16 protein-coding genes are annotated in these 17,894 nt (G+C 65.3%); 8 read left to right on the forward strand and 8 right to left on the reverse strand.

Translation table 11 applies throughout. The features are described 5' to 3' along the window. The first annotated feature begins 60 nt into the window (after window positions 1-60). Complete coding sequence (locus AAG821_RS09590; RefSeq protein ID WP_341915145.1) at window positions 61-2,502, forward strand: DUF3772 domain-containing protein; 2,442 nt, start codon at window positions 61-63, stop codon at window positions 2,500-2,502. Window positions 2,503-2,514: 12 nt separating this feature from the next. Here AAG821_RS09590 and AAG821_RS09595 read toward each other — a convergent pair whose 3' ends face one another. After that, window positions 2,515-3,246, reverse strand: a complete 732-nt coding sequence (locus AAG821_RS09595) for a pirin family protein (protein WP_341915142.1) — start codon at window positions 3,244-3,246, stop codon at window positions 2,515-2,517. A gap of 55 nt (window positions 3,247-3,301) precedes the next feature. Further along, the gene (gene wrbA, locus AAG821_RS09600; RefSeq protein ID WP_341915141.1) at window positions 3,302-3,901 is read right to left on the reverse strand and encodes an NAD(P)H:quinone oxidoreductase; all 600 of its coding nucleotides are present in this window, start codon (window positions 3,899-3,901) and stop codon (window positions 3,302-3,304) included. A gap of 95 nt (window positions 3,902-3,996) precedes the next feature. Between wrbA and AAG821_RS09605 the strand changes: the two genes are divergently transcribed. From AAG821_RS09605 to AAG821_RS09615, 3 genes are all read left to right on the forward strand, one after another. Beyond that, window positions 3,997-4,968 (forward strand): LysR substrate-binding domain-containing protein, encoded by a 972-nt coding sequence (locus tag AAG821_RS09605; protein WP_341916255.1) that lies wholly within the window; start codon window positions 3,997-3,999, stop codon window positions 4,966-4,968. A 294-nt stretch (window positions 4,969-5,262) separates the two neighbouring features. Further along, complete coding sequence (locus AAG821_RS09610; protein WP_341915137.1) at window positions 5,263-5,784, forward strand: N-acetyltransferase; 522 nt, start codon at window positions 5,263-5,265, stop codon at window positions 5,782-5,784. A gap of 1 nt (window position 5,785) precedes the next feature. Further along, window positions 5,786-6,169, forward strand: a complete 384-nt coding sequence (locus AAG821_RS09615; RefSeq protein ID WP_341915135.1) for a hypothetical protein — start codon at window positions 5,786-5,788, stop codon at window positions 6,167-6,169. On the opposite strand, the gene AAG821_RS09620 is transcribed toward AAG821_RS09615, so the two are convergent. From AAG821_RS09620 to AAG821_RS09635, 4 genes are read right to left on the reverse strand one after another with little or no spacing between them, the layout of a single operon-like run. After that, a complete protein-coding gene (locus AAG821_RS09620) occupies window positions 6,166-8,268 on the reverse strand; it encodes a hypothetical protein (protein WP_341915133.1) in 2,103 nt (700 codons plus the stop codon). The genes AAG821_RS09615 and AAG821_RS09620 overlap by 4 nt on opposite strands. A 5-nt stretch (window positions 8,269-8,273) precedes the next feature. Continuing rightward, a complete protein-coding gene (locus AAG821_RS09625; protein ID WP_341915131.1) occupies window positions 8,274-11,051 on the reverse strand; it encodes a DUF4159 domain-containing protein in 2,778 nt (925 codons plus the stop codon). Window positions 11,052-11,053: 2 nt separating this feature from the next. After that, entirely contained in the window at window positions 11,054-11,971 is a 918-nt protein-coding gene (locus AAG821_RS09630) for a DUF58 domain-containing protein (RefSeq protein WP_341915129.1), read from the reverse strand. Next, window positions 11,968-12,966 carry a MoxR family ATPase gene (locus tag AAG821_RS09635; protein WP_341915127.1) on the reverse strand — a complete coding sequence of 333 codons (999 nt, stop codon included), beginning with the start codon at window positions 12,964-12,966 and terminating at the stop codon, window positions 11,968-11,970. The genes AAG821_RS09630 and AAG821_RS09635 overlap by 4 nt, the downstream gene beginning before the upstream one ends. Window positions 12,967-13,013: 47 nt before the next feature. Here AAG821_RS09635 and AAG821_RS09640 point away from each other — a divergent pair, with 47 nt between their 5' ends. From AAG821_RS09640 to AAG821_RS09655, 4 genes are read left to right on the forward strand one after another with little or no spacing between them, the layout of a single operon-like run. Then, entirely contained in the window at window positions 13,014-13,598 is a 585-nt protein-coding gene (locus AAG821_RS09640) for a DUF1285 domain-containing protein (protein ID WP_341916257.1), read from the forward strand. Beyond that, window positions 13,595-14,266 (forward strand): CoA pyrophosphatase, encoded by a 672-nt coding sequence (locus AAG821_RS09645; RefSeq protein ID WP_341915124.1) that lies wholly within the window; start codon window positions 13,595-13,597, stop codon window positions 14,264-14,266. Before AAG821_RS09640 ends, AAG821_RS09645 begins: the two co-directional genes overlap by 4 nt. After that, window positions 14,263-14,517, forward strand: a complete 255-nt coding sequence (locus AAG821_RS09650; RefSeq protein ID WP_341915122.1) for a hypothetical protein — start codon at window positions 14,263-14,265, stop codon at window positions 14,515-14,517. Before AAG821_RS09645 ends, AAG821_RS09650 begins: the two co-directional genes overlap by 4 nt. Before the next feature lie 10 nt (window positions 14,518-14,527). Beyond that, window positions 14,528-15,796 (forward strand): CCA tRNA nucleotidyltransferase, encoded by a 1,269-nt coding sequence (locus AAG821_RS09655; protein ID WP_341915120.1) that lies wholly within the window; start codon window positions 14,528-14,530, stop codon window positions 15,794-15,796. Between the two features lie 560 nt (window positions 15,797-16,356). Here AAG821_RS09655 and hemF read toward each other — a convergent pair. Then, window positions 16,357-17,211, reverse strand: a complete 855-nt coding sequence (gene hemF / locus AAG821_RS09660) for an oxygen-dependent coproporphyrinogen oxidase (RefSeq protein ID WP_341915119.1) — start codon at window positions 17,209-17,211, stop codon at window positions 16,357-16,359. A gap of 13 nt (window positions 17,212-17,224) precedes the next feature. Beyond that, window positions 17,225-17,704, reverse strand: a complete 480-nt coding sequence (locus tag AAG821_RS09665; RefSeq protein WP_341915117.1) for a tRNA (cytidine(34)-2'-O)-methyltransferase — start codon at window positions 17,702-17,704, stop codon at window positions 17,225-17,227. Window positions 17,705-17,894 lie beyond the last annotated feature (190 nt).

Consider the following 17,894-nt stretch of genomic DNA (forward strand, 5'->3'; position numbering starts at 1 on the left):
TTACGCTATAGCTGTGGCGGTCTCGTGCCGCTTTTCCTGAACCTGTTCCCCATAGTCGCCATGCCGCTTCGCCTCATCCTGCCGATCCTGTGCCGCCCGTATCTGCGTCGCCTTGGGCTGGTGCTATGCCTCGTCCTTGTCACTTTTGCCTCGGTCCAGGCGCAGCCTGGTGGGGGCGTGTCCGGCACTTCCGGCGCGTTGACGGCGACCGACTGGAATGCAGCCTTGTCGGCTGTCACGCGCCAGTTGCGCGATCCGCGCATGGACGACGACGGATTTGCCGCCCTGCGTGCCGACCTTGATCGCCTGCGCGTCAATGCCAGTATCGAACGTGACCAGTTTCGCCAGGCGGTGACAGGTACGCAGACGCAGCTTGATGCCCTGGGGCCCGCACCGGCAACCGGCCAGCCGCGCGAGGCCCCGGCGGTGACGGAGTCGCGCCGGCAGCTCGCCGTGCGCCTGCAATCGGTGCAGGACAGCGCGAAGCAGGCCGAGCTGGCGCTGACCCGCATCATCGCCCTGCAGGACGAGGTGGCCGACGAAGCGCGGCGCCAGTTCACCCGGCAACTGCTCTATCGCGGCGCTTCGCCCTTCAGCCCGAATTTCTGGCGCAATGGCATCGAGGATATCCGTGGCATTTCCGCCCAGGTGCTGGCGGCACCAGAGCAGTGGTGGCAGGCCGATGACAACCGCCGTTCCGGCCATACCACGCTGCTGCAGATCATCATGGTGGCGGTGCTCACCGTCGTGCTGCTGATTCCGCTGCAACGCTGGCTATACCAGACCTACGGTATCCGTCCTGACAGTGAGGGCGAGCCCTCGGCAGGCCGCCGCACGATGGCGTCTTTCACAGTGCTGATCGGCCAGACGGCTATGCCGTTGGTGACGCTGTGGGCAACCTACGGCGTGCTGGTCGGCAATGACTGGGCGACTGGCCTGATCGGGCGCATCATGTTCATTCTGATGCAGGCGATCAGCATTGCTCTGCTGGCGCGCGGCCTGGCACAGGCGACGCTGGCGCCGCAGCATCCGGCCTGGGCGCTGATCCCGCTGCCCAAGCTGGAGCGCAATCGACTGCAGCGGCGGGTCACCGCTTTTTCCATCGGCATGGTGCTGGTGGCCGCCCTAGTCGCCCCGTCGCGCGTGCCGGATTTCGGCACGGCCGGCCGCGATATGGTGATCGCTGCCGTGGCGTTGTTCCTGGTCATCACCAACCTGGCATTTTCAGATCCGCGGCTGTGGCGGCCGCTGAGCGATGAGATGCGGCCGTTGCGGCTGTTCGCATCATTGATCTTCGGTCTCAACCTGGTGTCGCTCGCTGGCTTGCTACTTGGCTATTACGGTGCCGCCGCTTTCCTGTCCTACGGACTGCTTGGTTCATCGCTCACCCTGGGGGCTTACACGCTGGTGCGCAGCGCGGTGCGCGATGGCCTTGCCAATCTGGCCGAGAATCCGGAAAGCCGATTCCGCAGCTGGCGCCAGACGCTGGGCCTGAGTGGTCCGCTCAGCACGACCAGCCAGCTGCTGTTCGGCCTGTTGGCCGATATCGTACTGTTCATGTTGCTGCTGATCGGCTTGGCGTTTGCCTGGGGCGTCAGCCGCGCGACGCTGATCGGCTACACGCTGGAACTGTTCTACGGCGTCTCCATCGGTCCGGTGACGATTTCACTCGGCAATATCCTTGCCGCCATGGTGGTGCTGGTGATCGGCATCGGCCTGACCCGGTTTCTCAGCGGCGGGCTCAACACGCGGCTGGAACAGCAGACCGGTATCGATCCCGGTGTGCGCAATTCCATGGTCACCGGGCTGACCTATGTCGGCTATCTGCTGGCCATCGTCGCCGGCATTGGCGTGGTCGGGCTTGATCTGTCCAACCTTGCGATCATCGCCGGTGCGCTGTCGGTCGGTATCGGTTTCGGCCTGCAGAATATCGTCAACAACTTCGTCTCCGGCCTGATCTTGCTGATCGAACGGCCGGTGAAGGTGGGCGACTGGGTGGTGATCGGTGACCGCGAAGGCTATGTGCGACGCATCAATGTGCGCTCTACCGAGATCGAGACCTTCCCGCGCGCCTCGGTGATCATCCCCAATTCGGAGCTGATCTCCAGCCCGGTGATGAACTGGACGCATCGCAACCGGCTCGGCCGCGTCGATGTTGCCGTCAGCCTGTCCTATGCCGCCGACCTCGAGAAGGCGCGCGAGGTGCTGCTGAACTGCCTGACCAGCCATCCGGATATTCTCAGCATGCCGGCGCCGCAGGTGATCTTCCGCGATTTCGGGTCCGGCACGCTGCTGTTCGCGCTGCGCGGCCATATTGCTGATGTAGAGAAGCGGCACATGATCGAAAGCGACCTGCGCTTTGCGATCCATAAATGCCTCAAGGAAAGTGGTGTTGGCCTGCCTTATGGTGCGCCGGCCATGATGCATCTGGCCGATATCGACCGGCTTGAAAAAGCTTTGGGCGGCCTGTCGGAACAGGGCCGCCCAAAGTCTCAGGAGTAATCTGACCCGAGGTCAGTTCGGGCGTCCGGTCGGCCGCGGCAGATCGAACAGCAGGATCTCGGCGCCGTCGGCGGCCGTGATCTCGATTTTGCCGTCACCCACCAGTGCCGCACCGGCGCGGGTGGCAACCTGCTGGCCATCCACCGTTACCGTGCCATTGGCGACCACCAGATAGCCCATGCGATCGGGCTTCTGCTCGTAGGCGACGCTGGCGCCCTTGTCGATGAAGGCGCCGAACAGGGTGGCGTCCTGGTGGATCAGCAGCGTGCCGGGATTGGCCGACAGCACGGGCTCCTCACCCGAGGCCAGCGGCACCAGCTTGTTGGCGCGGTCGCCCTTGGGGAACTGCGCCTGGTCCCAGCGCGGCTTCAGTCTGGTCTGACGCGGCTGGATCCAGATCTGGAACAGATGCGTCAGCTCATCCTCGGCATTGTATTCCGAATGCATGATGCCGGTGCCGGCAGACATCACCTGAACGTCGCCGGCCGGAGTGCGGCCCTTATTGCCCAGGCTGTCTTCATGGCTGATGGCGCCCTTGGTGACATAGGTGATGATCTCCATGTCGCGGTGGCCATGCATCGGGAAGCCCGAATGCGGCGCGATTTCGTCATCGTTCCACACCCGCAGCGGCCCGAAGCCGTAGCCCATCGGGGCCTCGACACCGGAGAAGTTGAAATGGAACCGGCTGTTCAGCCAGTCGACATTCATGCGACCGAGATCATCGAAAGGAACAACATGGATCATGGAAACCTCCATCGGCGACGGCTGATGATACCAGCCGTCGCCGCAGTGAGTAGAGTTAAGCCTTCAGCTTGGCGGCGATGTTCGCCACATGCTTGCCCTGGAAGCGGGCGGTCTTGAGTTCAACCTCGCTCGGCTGGCGGCTGCCATCCGGACCCGCGATGGTACCGGCACCGAGCGGCGAGCCGCCCTTCACCGCGCTGATATCCATCGTCTCCGGAATGGCATAGGGCAGGCCGACGATCACCAGGCCATGATGCAGCAGGGTGGTGTGGAAGCTGCTCACGGTGGTTTCGTTGCCGCCGCCGGTGCCGGTGGACACGAAGACGCTGCCGACCTTGCCGACCAGCGCGCCCTTCACCCACAGACCGCCGGTCTGGTCGAGGAAGCTGCGCATCTGGCTGGTCATGTTGCCGAAGCGGGTGCCGGTGCCAAAGATAATGGCGTCGTAATCGGCCAGCTCGGCCGGGTCGGCGATCGGGGCGGCCTGGTCCCACTTGCCTCCGGCCTTCTTGAAGGCCTCTTCCGGCATGGTCTCGGGCACGCGCTTGATCGTGACCTGGGCGCCGGGAACCTCCCGGGCGCCAGCGGCGACCGCCTCGGCCATCTTCTCAACATGGCCGTACATCGAATGATAAAGCACCAGAACCTTGGTCATCGTCGCTTCTCCAGTTAGGGGTGGGTTGGTGTTGAGGCGAAAGTAAGCCTTTCTTGAATTGAAACAATATCGCCTTTGGAATATGATTGTTTCCCATGGGAAACAATATGGATCATCTGGCCGATCTGGCCGTCTTCGCCCGGGTGGTGGAGCTGGAGAGTTTCAGCGCCGCGGCCGCGGCGCTGGCGCGGTCGAAATCGGCGGTCTCCAAGCAGGTATCCCGGCTGGAGCAGCGGTTGGGAACGCAGCTGCTGCAGCGGACCACCCGCAAACTGTCACTGACCGAGACCGGCCGTATCGTGCTGGATCATGCCCAGCGCGTATTACTGGAGGCGGAAGCCGTGGATGCCGCCGTGCAGAATCTGCAGGCCCTGCCGCGCGGCCTGCTGCGCGTGAACCTGCCGATGAGCTTCGGCCTGGCCTATGTGGCGCCACTGTTGCCAGAACTGCTGGCGCTCTGCCCGGAACTGAAGGTGGATCTCACCTTCAACGACCGCACCATCGACCTGCTGGAAGAAGAGGTCGACGTGGCCATTCGCATCGGCGCCAACTTGTCTGATTCCACGTTGACGGCGAGACGTCTGGCCCCGGTGCGACCGATCACCTGTGCAGCCGAATCATACTTACGCAAGGCCGGTGTGCCGCTGAAACCCGACGACCTGCGCCAGCATGAATGTCTGTTGTACAAATACCTGCCGGAGCCGGAGACCTGGCGCTACGAGGGGCCGGGCGGGCCCTATGCGGTGAAGGTGTCGGGCCGGCTGACGACCAACAACGGCGACTCGCTGCGCAATGCCGCGATGGCTGGCCATGGTGTCGCCCGGCTGCCCAGCTTCATCGTTGGGCCCGATATCGCGGCCGGTCGGCTTGTGCCGCTGCTGGAAGCCTATGAACCGGCACCGCTGGGCATCTATGCGGTCTACCCGGCCCAGCGTTATCTGACGCCCAAGGTGCGGGCCTTTATCGACTTCTATGCCAGCCGGTTTGGCCCCGAGCCGCCCTGGGAGTGTGTTCTGGCCGACACAGCCCGGCCCAAGAGTGCACCCGGAGATATGAAATCCCTGTGAAACCGGGTTTACGCCCCCGGCCGGCTATGCTAATCGACTTTCGCGACCAAACAGGACTTTGTGTCATGACCCGCCAGTGGCGACATCGACGAGCCCGTATGAGCGCACCGCAAGCGCAAATGATGCGAAAGCGGTGCGTAACGGCCGTTTGTGCGCGCTGAAGCTGGGTCATTGTCGCCGTCTGATCTCCGACTGACATCTGCTTCCACCATGAGCACGAACCGGCCAACCGGACGGAAGGCTAAGGCCACCCGTCCGCCTCTGGTGTCCGAAATCGTTGCTGGAAGCAAACTCATGTACCCCATTCTGCCCGAGCGGCCGTCCGACGCCGCCCAGATCGATACCCTGCTGGACCTCACCTTCGGTTCGGATCGCACCCGCAAGACCGTGTACCGGCTGCGTGAGGCCGTGGCGCATGTGAAGGCGCTCGCCTTCGTGGTGCGCGACGAGGATGGCGTGGTGCTCGGCTCGATCCGCTATTGGCCGGTCGCCATCGGCGAAGCGGCGACACCGGCGATCATGCTCGGCCCGGTGACGGTGCATCCGCATTACCAGGGCCAGGGCATCGGCCGCGCGCTGATCCGGCACAGCCTCTACACGGCCACCCGGCTCGGCCATGGCCTGTGCATCCTGGTGGGCGACAAACCCTATTACGAACCCTTCGGCTTTGTCGGTGCCGCCGATCGTGGCCTGGAGATGCCGGGCTGGGTCGAACGCGAGCGCTTCCAGGTGATGGAACTGGCGGCTGGCGCGCTGCAGGGTGTCAGCGGCATGGTCGGCAAGCCGGTGAAGAGCAAGAAGAAGGCGGCGGCCTGAGATGGCGCGCACCGTCTTGCCCGATGGCAATGGCGGTCATGTCCTTCTGCTCGACAGCATCGCGGAAATCCGCAGTGAGGACGCCGGCTGGCTGGTGGTCTCTGGCAGCCATGGCGGTGTCAGTGCGGCGCAGTTCGCCATCGCGGTGCCGTTGCGCGGCTGTTTCCTCAATGATGCCGGCTTCGGCAAGGATGATGCCGGCGTGGCCGGCCTTGATATGCTGCCCTATCCGGCAGCGGCCTACAGCCATGCTTCGGCCCGCATCGGCGACGCAGCCGATGGCTGGACGCATGGCGTGCTGACGCGGGCGAATGCCGCGGGGCAGGCGGCGGGCTGGCAGGCGGGGCTGTCGGTTTCTGACGCTGTGAAACGCCTGTCGCGTTAACGGCTCTCGCGCCGCCACATCAGCAGCATCGCCAGCAGCAAGGCGGTCAGCACTGCCAGCGGCAGGGCCAGCGGCGTCAGGGTCAGACCGGTGACCACGAAATCATTCTGGCGATAAAGCCCGATCCAGCCGCGGCCGGCCTGTTCGCGCACGGCGCTGCGGGTCGGTTTCTCGACCATGCGGATCTCTGGCAGGCCGTCGCGCAGCCAGCTGACACTGCCGCGGCTGGCATCGGCCAGCGGCTTCAGGATCGCCGGTGTGGCACGGGGATCGGCAAATTCGCGCGGGTTGATCGCGCCCATGGTGGCTACCGTCTCGCGTGCGCCGTCGCGCACGCGGTAGATGCCCGGCATGTCGACCGGCAACTGACCGCCGGCAATGCCATTGCCGCGTTCCTGCAGCTCCAGTTTGGTTTCGCTGCCATCCGGCCGAACGACGGTGACCGGTTCGCGGCTCTCTTTCAGGCTCTGGCGCTCGACTTCCAACCGGCCGCCCTTGGTTTCGGCACGCAGTGCCTCTTCTTCCAGATCGGGTTCCTTCATCAGCCAGTGGGCCAGGCGTCGCAAGACCTCGGCCTGCGGCCCGCCGTTTTCGAAGCCGCGCGACCACAGCCAGATATGGTCGGAATAGAACTGTGCAATGCGGCCCTTGTCGATGCGGTCGAGCATCAACAGCGGCTCGCGGTTCGGTGTCTCCAGCAGGCTGTAGCCGCGCGCCACATCGACATTCACGACACGGAACCAGCGGCTCCAGGTCGGCTGGCCGTTCTCGCCCACCGAGCCGGGCAGGCCGGCCGTCACCGGATGGCGCTTGCCGGTGGCGCTCAGCTGCGGCGTGAAGGGCTCGGTGCGCACCGTGCCTGTTGGCCGGCCCGGGAAGCTATCGGCCAGCGGCGTGCGGTAGATACTGAGCGGCGTGGCATAGGCCGGGCCGGAAACCTCGAGGAAGGCGCCGCCGCGTTCGACATACCTGGCGATATTCTCGTAATACGACGTCGGCAGGATGCCGCGCCGCCGGTAGCGGTCGAAGATGATCAGGTCGAAATCATACAGCTTGATCTCGAACAGCTCGCGGATCGGGAAGGCGATCAGCGACAGTTCGCGGATCGGCGTGCCGTCCTGCTTGTCCGGCGGCCTGAGAATGGTGAAATGCACCAGATCGACATTCGGATCGGCCTTCAGCAGGTTGCGCCAGACGCGTTCGCCCGCATGCACCTCGCCGGTGACCAGCAGTACGCGGAGGCGATCGCGCACGCCGTTCACCGACAGCGCCACGCGGTTGTTCAGCGGCGTCAGTTCGTTCGGGATCGGAGCCACATCGAATTCCAGCAGGCTGCGGCCCGCCCGCGGCAGCTTGAACGGCACGGTGACATCGCGGCCGACCGGCACGGACAGCGTCTGTTCGCCGGCATCCTGCTGGCGGAAGCGCAGCTGCGCCATCTCGTTCGGTGCTGCGCCGGTATCATCGACGCGCAGGGTGACGTTCAGATCCTGGTTGACCATGCCGAAGGTGGGCGCATTGCGCACCACCAGCCGGCGGTCGCGTTCATCGGGGCGGCCGGTCAGCAGCACATGCACCGGCGCACCGGTCACATCCTGCGCAGCCGCGATCTCGGCCGGCATATCGTGCACCTGACCATCGGTGACCAGGATGCTGCCGGCCAGGCGATGGCGCGGCAGGTCGCTTAAGGCCAGCGTCAGTGCCGAGAACAGCCGGGTGCCCTCATCGCGATCGGCAGTTTCGGCCGCCGGCTTGCCGGCACGCACCACGCGCAGTTCCAGATTCTCGACGGCACCGAGTTTTTCACGCAGCACGGCTTCGGCCTGTTCGACCTGGCGCTGGCGGTCGGCGATACTCTGGCTCGGGCTTTCGTCCAGTACCACCACGGCAATATCGGGCAGCGTGCTGCGCTCTTCCTTGCGTGCAACCGGATTGGCCAGCGTGCCGATGGCGAGGATGGCGACCAGTGCGCGCAGCAATGTGCCGCGCGCACGCCGCCACAGGCCCATGCCGGTCAGCATCAGCGCCACCACGGTACAGGCCAGCAGCAGCGGCCAGGGCACCAGCGGAGCGAAATCGAGGGTAAGGGCGCTGTTCATGCCGGTCAGTTACCCAGCCTTTCGAGCAGGGCGGGCACATGCACCTGGTCGGCCTTGTAATTGCCGGTCAGCGTGTAGATCAGCAGGTTCACGCCGAAGCGATAGGCATATTCGCGCTGGCGCGGCACGTTCGGCACGGTGACGGCCAGTGGCCGGCCATTGGCATCGATCGCCCAGGCGGCGGCGAAATCATGGCTGCCGATCACGATGGACGTGACGCCATCCTTGTCGCCACCCGGATTGCGTTCGACCCACAGCGTGCCACCGCTATAGCGGCCAGGGAAATCCTGCAGCAGATAAAACGCCTTGGTCAGCACATGGTCGTCGGGCACCGGCATCAGCGGCGGAATATCGAGCCGGGCCAGCAGCTGGCGCAGCTTGTCGGTGTTCGGGCTGGCCGCCGTGCCGCTCAGGCCCATGGCCTGGTCGCGGGTGTCGAACAGGATCATGCCGCCGGTCTTCATGAACAGGTCGAGGCGACGCAGCGCCGCATCCGACAGCTGCGGTTGCTGCGGCGTGATCGGCCAATAGAGGAACGGCACCAGAGAAATGTCGTCGGCTTCCAGATTGACGCCGATCGGTTCGGCAGCCTCAATGGAGGTGCGACGGAACAGTACTTCAGTCAGGCCATAGAGGCCGGCGCGGCTGAGTTGGTCGACATCGGCCTGGCCGGTGACCACATAGGCCAGCCGCAGGTCGAGCGAGGCCTTCAGCGCGAACTCGTCATTCGCCGACAGCGGATTGGTATTGCGGCGTGGCTGGGCCTCAACAACGCCAGAGGCCAGCAGCAGGGCCATGGCCAGCATGGTCGTCGCCGGTTTGCGCCAGCCAGACAGCCGCGCCGGCAGCAGGCCGCGCAGGCCCAGGCCGATCAGCCAGTCGGCCAGGAACAGCAACAGGGCGGCGCCGAGCAGCCAGGGCAGCAGATGCATCTCGCGCGAGGTGGCATCCAGGCGCAGCTGGGTCACAGCCGACGGCCAGTTGGTGACCGGCAGCAATTTAGTTTCGGCATTGGCGGTGTTGAGCGCCTGCCGGCTGTCGAGGCGGCCATACCAGCCCGGCGGATGGCGCGGATTGGGTTTGGTCGAGGCCAGGCTGCGCGGCGCAATCGGCTGCACGGCCGGGCCGGGTTCGACCGCGCGGCCGAAACCGTCCAGCACGCTCAGCGGCGGCAGCGGCGTATCAGCCGCTTCGCCGGTTCCGGTAATGCCCTGGGACAGATCGATCACCTTGCGCAGCATTTCCACATAGAACCCGCTCAGTGCCAGATCAGACCACAATGTATTGGCGGTGGTGTGCACCAGGATCAGCCAGCCCTTGCCGCGCTGGGTGGCGGTGACCAGCGGCGTGCCGTCTTCCAGCCGCAGCCAGGTCTTGTCGCCCAGTTGCGCTTCCGGTTCGGCCAGCACCTGGCGGCTGACGCTCACCTCGTTGCTGCCGGCGAGGCCATAGAAGGGGCTGGTTTCCGGCGTGGCGCCCAGCCGCTGCGGCTGCGACCAGGACAGTGCACCGCCCAGCTGGCGTGCGCCCTGGCGCAATTTGACCGGCAGCAGGGCATCGGTGGCCTCGGCCATGCGCGGACCGGCAAAACGCAGCAGCACGCCGCCTTTGTCGATCCACTGTTCCAGCTGACGGGTTTCGCTAGCCACCACCTGGGCCACATCGGCCAGCACCACCACGGCGATCTCACGCTGCAGCAGTTCACCAACCGGCGCGGATCGCAGCTCGGCATAAGGGGTCAGCGCGCGCTCCAGATAGAACAGGTCGCCCAGCAGCGGCTGGCGGGTCTCGACCGCGCCGCCGGTGACCAGGCCGACCGGGCGGCGACGCCAGCGGTCATCCAGCAACTGCACGCTGCCAGCGCTGGGCTGTTCCTCGATCTCGAGGCGCGAGAGCTGGTTGCGCAATTCGCTCGGCAGATCGAGCTTGTGGCTGGCGGTTTCGGCGCGGCCGCTGAAGCTGAGGGAGTCGCGCGCCAGCACGCGGCCCTGATCGGTGACGGCACGCAGCGTCACGGTCTGGTCGCCGGTTGCATTGCCGCTGCGCCGCACGATGATGTTGTCGCCCTGCGCGGTGGTCACCGGCGGCAACAGGGCGAGCGCCACATCGTCGGGCGCGGTGATAACACTGACCGGACCCAGGCGCAGCAGCCATTCGGCCAGAGTGTAGGTGCCTTCGCCGGACTCGTCGTCGCGCAGGCTGTCGCTCAGCCAGACCACATCGGCACTGTCGGGCAGCCGCGCCTGCTGCAGGGCCTGCACCAGGGCGGCACGGTCGCTGGCCCAGGCCTTGGGCTGCAGGGTTGCGATCAGCGGCCGCAGGTCGCCGGCCGGCATCAACTGGCTCGGCTGCATCGCCTCGCCATTGGCCGGCGCGGCAGTGGTGATCAGCAGGGCCGGGCGACCGTCGCGTTCGGCGCTTTCCAGCAGCGCATCGGCGCGGGCGATCTTTTCACGCCAGCGCGGCGCCGCGGTCCAGCCATCGTCGATCACCAGCACCAGCGCTTCGCCATCGCGCTGCACGGCCTGCGGATTGAGGATCGGTTCGGCCAGGGCCAGGATCGCCAGGGCGGCAATCAGCAGGCGCAGCAGCAGCAGCCAGAGCGGCGTATGGGCCGGGGTTTCCTCCTTGGGGCGCAACAGGAGCAGCAGGCGCAGCGGCGGGAAGGTCACCAGTTTGGGCTGTGGCGGCGTGATGCGCAGCAGCCACCACAGCACCGGCAGGCTGGCCAGGGCGGCGAGCGCCCAGGGCGTGGCGAAAGCCAGTGCGCCAAGCGACAGCATGCTCAGCGCCCCGCTGGCAGGGCACGTTCACCCTGCAGGGATTGATACAGCGTCAGCAGCGCCGTCTGCGCCGGCCGGTCGGTGCGGTGTTTGATGTGGCGCCACCCCAACCGGCCGCAGACCTCGGCCAGTTCATGCTGGTGCGCCGCAAAGGTGCTGCGCCATTCATCGGCCATGGTTTCGGCACGCGGCGCCAGCAGCGGGTCTTCGCCTTCCAGCCCGAGGAAGCGGGTGCGGCCCTTGTAGGGGAAGTCTTCCTCGGCCGGGTCGACCAGACGCAGCAGCGTGCCCTTCACGCCCATATCGGCATACTGGCGCAGCCGCGCGGCGATTTCCGGCACCGGATACAGGAAATCGCCCATCAGCACGACATGGGCATAGCGGGGCAGCACCTGCTGTGGCGGCAGACTGGCCTCAGCGGTCTCAAAACGCGAGCGGATCAGGCGCTCGGCGATGCGTTCCATCACCATGCGGCCCGAGGCCGGCCGCTGCGGATGACCGAGCAGGGCGACCCGCTCGCCGCCGCGCAGCAGCAGGCTGGCGAGTGCCAGCAGCAGCAGATCGCCGCGCTCGTCCTTCTGTTCCATGCCGAGGTTGGATTTCCAGCGCATGGAGGGCGAGGGATCGCGCCACAGCCACACGCTTTCGGCAGCTTCCCATTCGTTTTCGCGGATGAAGGCGACCTGGCGCTTGGCGGTCTGGCGCCAGTCGATACGGGTCAGGGCATCGCCCTGGCTGTAGCGGCGGAACTGCCAGAAGGCATCGCCGGGACCGACGCGGCGGCGGCCATGCACGCCCTGCTCCACGGTCGCGGCGACGCGTTCAGCGGCCACCAGCAGCGGTGGCAGGAATGCGGCAAAGTGTTCGGCGCGCTGGCGCCGGGCGTTAGCGGTTGTTCCAGCCGCTGCGGCCGCTGTCATCGCAAGGGAGCGGTCAGCTTTGCGATGACGTCGGAAACGGTGACGCCTTCGGCGCGGGCGGCGAAGGTGAGGGCCATGCGATGCCGCAGGATCGGGCCGGCGAGCGCCAGCACGTCTTCAATAGAGGGTGCGAGGCGGCCCTGCAGCAGGGCACGGGCGCGCACGGCCAGCATCAGGGCCTGGCTGGCGCGGGGGCCGGGACCCCAGGCCACCAGCTCGGCCAGACCGGGAATGTCGGTTTCCTCCGGGCGGCCGGCGCGGACCAGGTTGAGGATGGCTTCCACCACGCTCTCGCCCACCGGGATACGGCGGACCAGGCGCTGGGCGGCCATCAGGTCGGCGGCATTCAGCACGGTGGGGATCGATTCTTCCGCCGCGCCGGTGGTGGCGAACAGCATGCGGCGCTCGGCCTCGCGGTCGGGATAGCGCACATCGATCTGCAGCAGGAAGCGGTCGAGCTGGGCTTCCGGCAGCGGATAGGTGCCTTCCTGCTCCAGCGGATTCTGCGTCGCCAGCACATGGAAGGGTGCAGGCAGTTCGTGGCGCTGGCCCGCCACCGACACCTGACGCTCCTGCATGGCCTGCAGCAGTGCGGATTGCGTGCGCGGGCTGGCGCGGTTGATTTCATCGGCCATCAGCAGTTGGCAGAAGACCGGGCCGGGAATGAAGCGGAACGAGCGCCGCCCGGTTTCGCTTTCCTCCAGCACCTCGGAGCCGACGATATCGGCCGGCATGAGGTCGGGGGTGAACTGCACGCGGCGGGCATCGAGGCCGAGCACCTTGGCCAGTGTCTCGACCAGTTTGGTCTTGGCGAGACCCGGCACGCCGACCAGCAGGGCATGGCCGCCGGCCAGTAAAGTGATGAGAGTTTCCTCCACCACATCGCCCTGACCGAAGATCACCCGGCCGACCGCATCGCGGGCGGTTACGAGACGGCCGCCGACCCGTTCGATCTCTGGGAGGATATGTTCGGCGGTATCGCTCAAATTGTGCATGGGAATGAGTATATAGTAGAAGCGAAACGAAAGCCCAGATGCCTTATATGTCCGCTACCCCGCCAAAAGGCCCCAGTCTCAAGGAAGTGATCGCCCGGTTCGGTGGCGAGGATGGATTGCGTAAAAAACCGCCGGTACATCTGTGGAACCCGCCATTTTGCGGGCAGATCGATATGCGGATCGCCCGGAACGGGAGCTGGCACTATATGGGTTCGCCGATTCCGCGACCGGCCATGGTCAAGTTATTCGCCAGCATCCTGCGGCGGGAGCCGGATGACAGCTACGTTCTGGTGACGCCGGTGGAGAAATGCGCCATCCGAGTCGATGACGCGCCCTTCGTTGCCGTCGAGGCGACGGTTGCCGATGAGGGTGATGCACGCCTGATCGCGTTTCGCACCAATGTGGATGACATCGTGCCGCTGGATGCCGAGCATCCGCTGCGCATCGCGGTGAATCCGCAGACCGGCGAGCCATCGCCCTATGTGTTAGTGCGAGACCGGCTGGAAGCGCTGATCGCGCGTCCGGTCTATTATCAGCTGGTCGAGATGGCGGAGGAGCGCGTTGTCGATGGCAAGACCATGCTGGGCGTGCAGAGCGCCGGCAACTTTTTTGCGTTAGGGGAAATGCCGTGAATGCTGCCGTGCCGTTAATTATCGACAGCACGCCTGCCGTCGAGCGTTTGCGCACCCATCTGCAGCCGGTGCCGAGCTTCGATGCGATCCCGCGCGACTTCACGCTGGCGGCGAAAGGCGACTTCCAGCTCAACCCGGGCTTTACGCCGCTGCGGGCTGGGCCGCTCAATCCGGCTGCCGTGCTGGTGCCGGTGGTGGCCTATGAAGACGGCGAACGGGTGATCCTGACCAAGCGCACCGCGCATCTGTCCAACCATGCCGGCCAGATCAGCTTTCCCGGCGGCCGTGTCGATGCCGAGGATCCCGATGTGATCGCCACGGCGCTGCGCGAGACCGAGGAAGAGATCGGGCTGGACCGCAGCCATATCAGCGTGCTGGGCGCCCTGGATGCCTATGTCACCGGCACCGGTTTTGCCGTTGTGCCGGTGGTCGGCCTGGTGCGACCGGGCTTTGCCCTCAGCCTGGCCCAGCATGAGGTGGCCGAGGTGTTCGAGGTGCCGTTCGGCTTCCTGATGGATCCGCGCAATCACCAGCGGCACAAAGGCGTATTCAACGGCGTCGAACGGCAGTGGTGGGCGATGCCCTACCGCGACTATTACATCTGGGGTGCCACGGCGGGCATGCTGCGCAACCTGCACGACCTGCTGGCGAAGGGGCCTGACGCATGAGCCGCCTGATTGTTCATCTGCTGCCGCTGATCCTGCCGTTCCTGCTCTATGGCCTCTACATCTGGCATGTGAAGCGCAGCGGCAAGGACGGCCCGGAGGCGACGCCCTGGTTCTGGCTGGCCGCCATCGGCCTGGTGCTCATGACACTCAGCTTCCTGGGCTACGATCTGGTCTTCGGTGGACAGACCGGCGATTACGCGCCGGCGCGGTTTGAAGACGGTCGCATTGTGCCGGGCCGGATCGGCCAGTGAGGCGGCGGCCGTGACTCTGCCGGACTCGATTCCGCCCGTCGACTGGATGACGGCGGCGCCGACCCGCAGCCTGTTGGCGGCGCTGGGTGCCGGCGGCGCGCCGGTGCGTTTTGTCGGCGGCTGTGTGCGCGACGCCATCCTGGGCCTGCGGCCTGCCGATATCGATCTCGCCACCCCGGAAACGCCCGAGGTTGTGATCCGGCGGCTGCAAAAGGCGAAGCTGAAAGCCGTTCCCACCGGCATCGACCATGGCACCGTCACCGCCGTGGTGCCTCCGGCCACCTTCCAGGTCACCACCCTGCGCCGCGATGTCGCCACCGACGGTCGCCATGCCACCGTGGCCTTCGGTACCGACTGGGCCGAGGATGCCGCGCGGCGCGATTTCACCATCAACGCGCTCTACGCCGATGCCGATGGCCGGCTGTACGACTATACCGATGGCCGCGCCGATCTTGCGGCCGGCCTGGTGCGGTTCATCGGCGATCCGGCTGCCCGCGTGGCCGAGGATTACCTGCGGGTGCTGCGGTTTTTCCGTTTCCATGCGCGCTTTGGGCGGGGCGCGCCGGATGCTGCGTCGCTGGCCGCCTGCGCCGCGGCGGCCGACCGGCTGGACCGCCTGTCGGGGGAGCGGATTCGCGACGAGCTGCTGAAAATCCTGGGCCTGCCCAATGCCGCCGATGCGCTGCTGCTGATGCAGCAGAGCGGCGTGCTGGCCGCCGTGTTGCCTGAAGCGCGCTTCGACGCGGCGACCCTCGGACGGCTGATTACCCTACAGACGGCTGTCGCCGCCGGCAGCCAGGCCGAGCCCGAGGTCTGGCCGCGCCTGGCCCTCCTGCTTGCGGGCGATAGCGCGGCCGGCATGGCGATGGGCGATCGTCTGCGCCTGTCGAACGCACAGCGTCTGCGCCTCGAGGGCCTGCTGTCGCTGCCGCCGATCGATGCGGCGATGCTGCAAGACGAATCGGCGTTTCGGCTGATGCTCTATCGCCTGGGGGCAGAGCGGTGCCGCGATGGCATCCTGCTGGCGGCGAGCCGTCAGCAGGTCGATGGCGACCTTGCCGTGGCCCGGTCGATTGCCAGCACGACCTGGCAGCGCCCGGTCTTTCCATTGCGGGGTGCCGACATCCTGGCCGCCGGTTTCGCCCCCGGTCCGACGGTCAGTGCCCTGCTCAACGAATTGGAATCCTGGTGGGCGGATGAAGGATTCCGCCCCAATCGCGAGGCCTGCCTGCAGCGCCTGGGCGATCGCGTGCGTCTGACCCCGGAAGACGAGGGTTAACGCGCTAAATATTTGATTTTATTTTATTTTGATTCCGACGCGGCCTGCCTGGGCAGGGATGGGACTGTAGTCAGCACGGAATTACTACAGCCCTAAAAGAGCTTGAGCTCCACGTCGGCGCCGTAAACCCGGTCGCCGACGTGGAGCTCAAGACCACATACTAAAACTCTAACTTTACTTCTTCTTGGCGGCCTTCTTCTTGGCAGCCTTCTTCTTGGCCTTCGGGGCCTTCTTAGCCTTCACAGCCTTCTTCGCCACCTTCTTCTTAGCGGCCTTTTTCTTCGCAGCCATGAGTTTCTCCTCCATGGATTAGAGTGCGGTTTTCACCGCAACGAAGTTTTCGGGAAATGTTTCCCGAACACGTATATCTGTAGCACAACGCTGCAGTATTAACCACTAAATCTTGCGCGCGCTTAAAAAATGGTTAAGCGCATTCCCAATCCGATATCGGAATCGTGCACGCGGCACGAACGAAAAAGCATCGCTCAAGTAAAACGCGTGCGATGACTTGCGAGTATTACAACATGCAAAAAAGCCGCATGAAATCTGGTGTTTTTTAATCACGGCCATTTCACGCTCGGCGGCATCGACATCAGAATTGCTTCCGTGTTGCCACCGGTTTTCAGGCCGAAAGTTGTGCCGCGATCGTAGAGCAAATTGAACTCGACATAGCGTCCACGACGGACCAGTTGATGCTCTCTTTCGGCCTCCGACCATGCCTCATCGAGGTGTTTGCGGGCGATTTTTGGATATGATTCGAGGAACGATTCGCCGACCGCTTTGGTGAATTCGAAATCGCGTTCCCAATCGCCGCTGTCGAGCTGATCGTAGAAGATGCCGCCGACGCCGCGCGGCTCGTTGCGATGCGGCAGATGGAAATACTCATCGCACCATTGCTTGAAACGCGGGTAGTAGCCCGGATCGAAACGGTCGCAGGCACCCTTCAGCGCCGCATGGAAGGCGGCGGTGTCGGTTTCATCGGCAACCATGGGGGTCAGGTCGGCGCCGCCGCCGAACCAGGCCTTGCTGGTGACGATGAAGCGGGTGTTCATATGCACCGCCGGCACCTTGGGCGACTGCAGATGCGCCACCAGGGAGATGCCTGAGGCCCAGAACCGGCCATCGGCCGCGGCGCCGGGGATCTGCTTGCGGAATTCCTCGCTGAATTCGCCATGCACGGTCGAGATGTTCACGCCGACCTTCTCGAACACCCGGCCGCGCATTACGCTCATGACGCCGCCGCCGCCACCGGGCCGTTCCCAGGGGGTGCGTTCGAAGCGGCCGGGGGGGCGGTCGCGCAGCTGGCCGTTCAGATCATCTTCCAGGGTCTCGAAGGCGGCGCAGATTCGGTCGCGCAGCGTTTCAAACCAGTGCTGGGCCTGGGCCTGACGTTGGGCGATGACGGCGTCACTCATGGGGCTGTACTCCTTATTGCGCCGGCGGCGCGGCAGCGGCGCTGCGTGGAAAGGCATCGCATTGTCGCAGGCCTTCGCCAAGGACGATGGCGGCGGCGGTGGCGACATTGATCGAGCGCAGGCCGGGCCGGATCGGGATCAGCAGCCGCGCATCGGCGGCGGCATGGACGTAATCCGGCGCGCCTTTGCTCTCGCGGCCGAACAGCAGGATGTCGTCGGGGGCGAAACGGAACTCCGTATAGGGAACGGCGGCGCGGGTGGTCATCAGCACCAGGCGGCCGACTGGCCGTTCGGCCAGAAAATGCTCCCAGCTTAAGTGCCGGTGGATCTCGGCATGCTCGAGATAATCCATGGCGCTGCGGCGCACGGCCTGCACCGAGAAGGGGAAACCACAGGGCTCGATCACATGGACCGGCGTTTCCAGGCAGGCGCCCAGGCGCAGAATCGTGCCCAGGTTCGGCGGGATGTCAGGTTCAAAAAGCGCGAGCCGCATGGCCTTCCAATGGGGGTTCTGAATCGGGTTACCGGGCAGGGGGCAAGAGGGGCATTTTTTTCGCGGTTTCCCGAGGTGATTCCAAGGACAAGACCCCTGCGGCAACCTGTCGCATCCGTCGGGCTAAGTGCTGGACTTCGCCAACATATAGTGAGAAATATCGCGACACGTTTCCAAGTCTTATTATCTT

The organism is Ferrovibrio terrae, from assembly GCF_943372915.1.
In the GTDB taxonomy this organism is placed as follows: domain Bacteria; phylum Pseudomonadota; class Alphaproteobacteria; order Ferrovibrionales; family Ferrovibrionaceae; genus Ferrovibrio; species Ferrovibrio terrae_A.

Coding starts and splice junctions, on each gene's coding strand:
- AAG821_RS09620 (WP_341915133.1), bottom strand. CDS start 8,268: ATGAACAGCGCCCTTACCCTCGATTTCGCTCCGCTGGTGCCCTGGCCG.
- hemF (WP_341915119.1), bottom strand. CDS start 17,211: ATGAGTGACGCCGTCATCGCCCAACGTCAGGCCCAGGCCCAGCACTGG.
- AAG821_RS09640 (WP_341916257.1), top strand. CDS start 13,014: ATGTCCGCTACCCCGCCAAAAGGCCCCAGTCTCAAGGAAGTGATCGCC.
- AAG821_RS09605 (WP_341916255.1), top strand. CDS start 3,997: ATGGGAAACAATATGGATCATCTGGCCGATCTGGCCGTCTTCGCCCGG.
- AAG821_RS09635 (WP_341915127.1), bottom strand. CDS start 12,966: ATGCACAATTTGAGCGATACCGCCGAACATATCCTCCCAGAGATCGAA.
- AAG821_RS09610 (WP_341915137.1), top strand. CDS start 5,263: ATGTACCCCATTCTGCCCGAGCGGCCGTCCGACGCCGCCCAGATCGAT.
- wrbA (WP_341915141.1), bottom strand. CDS start 3,901: ATGACCAAGGTTCTGGTGCTTTATCATTCGATGTACGGCCATGTTGAG.
- AAG821_RS09595 (WP_341915142.1), bottom strand. CDS start 3,246: ATGATCCATGTTGTTCCTTTCGATGATCTCGGTCGCATGAATGTCGAC.
- AAG821_RS09590 (WP_341915145.1), top strand. CDS start 61: ATGCCGCTTCGCCTCATCCTGCCGATCCTGTGCCGCCCGTATCTGCGT.
- AAG821_RS09615 (WP_341915135.1), top strand. CDS start 5,786: ATGGCGCGCACCGTCTTGCCCGATGGCAATGGCGGTCATGTCCTTCTG.
- AAG821_RS09650 (WP_341915122.1), top strand. CDS start 14,263: ATGAGCCGCCTGATTGTTCATCTGCTGCCGCTGATCCTGCCGTTCCTG.
- AAG821_RS09665 (WP_341915117.1), bottom strand. CDS start 17,704: ATGCGGCTCGCGCTTTTTGAACCTGACATCCCGCCGAACCTGGGCACG.
- AAG821_RS09630 (WP_341915129.1), bottom strand. CDS start 11,971: ATGACAGCGGCCGCAGCGGCTGGAACAACCGCTAACGCCCGGCGCCAG.
- AAG821_RS09625 (WP_341915131.1), bottom strand. CDS start 11,051: ATGCTGTCGCTTGGCGCACTGGCTTTCGCCACGCCCTGGGCGCTCGCC.